We start from the raw sequence: 2860 nt of genomic DNA, 5'->3' as shown, positions 1-2860 counted from the left end.
TCACAAAAGCACAAACATCAAGTCATATCAAGCCTAAATTTTCCAAAGTTTACAATTGGCACATCCACCAATCGTTCCCAGGCTCCAGCCTGGGGGCGTTTAGTTCTTGCGGCTCCAGCCGCTTCTTAAAATGTGGCTGGAGCCACAAAAAAAGAGGTGTTCCCAGGCTGGAGCCTGGGAACAAGGGCTAATATACTGAAATTATTAAGTACCTGAATTGATTGCCAATACAATTCTAGTCTAAAAAGCCCCACCCGGGTGGCCCCGGGGGCATTTACTTAAGAGGCATCCCCTTTCCGGTAATATAACCCCAAGGAGAAACCATGCGCGGCAGAAACACCATTAATCTGTTTAAAGCTCTGGACTTGATTGCCAGGCCTCAGGGAGCCACTATTAAACAATTGTCCAGTAAACTTGGAATAACCTCAAGGAGTGTTTACCGACTGCTAGATAACATTCAGGCGCTCAATTTTCCCATTTATGACGATAATGATCGACCTGGAAGGGAAAAATCATGGAAACTCGATGCTGACTATGTGTTTAAAATGCCCAACATCAACCTGCCTGACATTCGCTTTGATATCAAGGAAATCATAGCTTTGTACCTGCTCAGGGCTGAGTCCAGGATTTATTCAGGCACTGATATTGAAACACATATCAACGATGCCTTCAAAAGGATGTCGCAATATGTCCCTGAAAAATTTCAGGAACAAGTCACCCGGCTTAAGTCTTTGTTTATATCCCCCAGGAAGCTGACCAAAGACTACACCGGCAAGGAAGAGATTATTGATACCCTGACCATGGCCATGATCAGGAATAATACCTGCCTGGTGAGCTACTTCTCATTTTCCAGCGAGGAAACCAAAAATTTCAAGATAGATCCTCTGCATTTTTTTGAAAGCAATGGAGGTCTTTATCTGTTCGTACAAGTGCCACGCTACAGCGATATAAGGATCCTGGCGGTTGAGCGTATTGAAAAGCTTGAACAGACCAGGGAGGTATTTGAATACCCTGAGGACTTTGATCCTGAAGAAAAGCTGTCCCTGGCCTTCGACATGGTTTATGATGATCCCATTGAGCTGGAAGTTGTCTTTTCTCCGGGCCAGGCCAAGTACATCAAGGAAAGACAGTTTTCGCCAAACCAGAAGATTGAAGACAATCCTGACGGCAGTGTTACCCTGAAAATGACCACCTCCGGCTGGTTTGATGTTAAAAGGTGGCTGCTGGGTTTTGGGGGTACTGCCAGGGTGGTCAAGCCTGATGAAATGAGGCAGGAAATCATGTCTGAAATGAAAAAAGCAATTAACAAATACGATACGTCAGGTTAACCATTGATCAACAACAATCATTAATCCCGGTCTATGCCGGGTATTTTTCCCGGACAAGTCAGGATAAGGGCATGGTTGTATTCCAAAAAAGCCCCTTTCCGGTCAAGAACCGACTCATCAAATTCTACTCTATAAGGCCAGTCCTGGTGCTTTTTACTTATTACCCTCTCCCTGGAAAGCTTTGCCTCGTGCTCTGCTCTGATTACCATTATCTGCTGGTGGATAGCTTCGCTGAACTGGGGCAGCCTTGAGACAATCCGTCTTTTGGCCATGGGCAAAGGGAATACAGTCTGCCCAGTATCCAGGCTGCGCAATTCTTTGCCTTCAGCCTTTAGAAATGCAGACAGAACACTTAGCAGGCAATACTCATCCTTACATTCCTTGATATTAAACCTGATTCTTCTCAGCCTGCAAAGCCCCCGGATATAATCGAGCATAAAAACACTCCTCTGCCGTAGTGTCGATAGGTCTGTAATAACGCTCCAATTACTGATTTTTAAAATCATAAATGCTCAGGTTCCGGGGTACTGATTACCCTAACAGCATTTATCCAGTGAGAAAAAATGCTGGCTTTTCCTGACTTGGAGTGAGCATATCAGGCAGGTATGACGAAAGTGGTCATTTAAGAATTTTTTTTGGAGAATTATTGCTCAAAACTTTTGGGTCTTCCAATGCAGGGGCACAGACATATGGATGAGATAACCAAGTAAGAAGTGCAGCGTTTTATTTCTGAAAAGAAGGACTCAGAGCTTGCCCCGGCTACAGCTAACTCCAAGTCTGGTATGTATTGCGTCAATGATCAGGAAAAATCCAGGTATGATAAGCTTTCTTCAGCATTGACACCTGTTGAATCGCCCTGTAATTATCGGAATATGGACTTGAATAAGCCGGATTATTGTTCTGAAAAACTCGGATTATGTGTTGCAATAATTCGGATTATATTTACTCCATAATCTCTGACCAGGAGGCCCCGGATGTACATAGAGCGTCACCTCAAAGGCCGGTTGACCGAGCTGCTGGGCGATTTTCGCATTGTTTATCTCACCGGACCGCGGCAGGCCGGGAAAAGCACCATTGCCAGGGCCGTCGCCCGGGAAATCGGCATGGAATATTTCACTCTGGATGACGCCGGACTTCTGGCCTCGGCCCGAAGCGACCCTCAGGGGTTGCTGACCGCCCTGCCCAGGCCGATGGTCCTGGACGAGTTCCAGCAGGCTCCGGAACTGGTCAGTGCCATCAAGATGGTTTCGGATGCTGCGGCAGGTCAGAAGGGCATTTTCCTGCTGACCGGATCAGCGGACGTCTTCAGATCGGCCAGAGTGCAGGAGGCTCTGCCCGGACACATGGCCAGGGTCGAACTTTACCCTCTGTCCTGGATGGAACTGCAGGCCGGTGGTCGAAACATAATCTCCCAGCTCATCCAGGGAGAATTTGAACCGGTTATGTCTCCGGCTCTGGACAGGGCCGCCCTGGCTGAAATGATCATCCAGGGCGGCTATCCCGAGGCTGTGTCCAAAAGCCCGCGCTCGCGG

Annotated in this window: 3 protein-coding genes; 2 read left to right on the top strand and 1 reads right to left on the bottom strand. The window is 47.4% G+C overall.

Features of this window, described 5'->3' with window-relative positions:
• The first annotated feature begins 323 nt into the window (after window positions 1-323).
• On the top strand, window positions 324-1328 hold the full coding sequence (locus tag QZP87_RS13060) for a WYL domain-containing protein (RefSeq protein WP_291323360.1): 1005 nt from the start codon (window positions 324-326) through the stop codon (window positions 1326-1328).
• 20 nt (window positions 1329-1348) lie between these two features.
• Here the strand turns inward: QZP87_RS13060 and QZP87_RS13055 are convergent, their stop codons facing one another.
• Window positions 1349-1765 (bottom strand): hypothetical protein, encoded by a 417-nt coding sequence (locus tag QZP87_RS13055; protein ID WP_291323359.1) that lies wholly within the window; start codon window positions 1763-1765, stop codon window positions 1349-1351.
• A 537-nt stretch (window positions 1766-2302) separates the two neighbouring features.
• Between QZP87_RS13055 and QZP87_RS13050 the strand changes: the two genes are divergently transcribed.
• The coding region (locus QZP87_RS13050) for an AAA family ATPase (protein WP_291323358.1) at window positions 2303-2860 on the top strand (558 nt) is incomplete at its 3' end.

The organism is Desulfonatronospira sp. (assembly GCA_003563255.1).
GTDB lineage: Bacteria > Desulfobacterota > Desulfovibrionia > Desulfovibrionales > Desulfonatronovibrionaceae > Desulfonatronospira.
Note: the sequence above shows the minus strand (reverse complement) of the source record. Positions and strands in the feature narration are given on the sequence as shown.

Coding starts and splice junctions, on each gene's coding strand:
- QZP87_RS13060 (WP_291323360.1), top strand. CDS start 324: ATGCGCGGCAGAAACACCATTAATCTGTTTAAAGCTCTGGACTTGATT.
- QZP87_RS13055 (WP_291323359.1), bottom strand. CDS start 1,765: ATGCTCGATTATATCCGGGGGCTTTGCAGGCTGAGAAGAATCAGGTTT.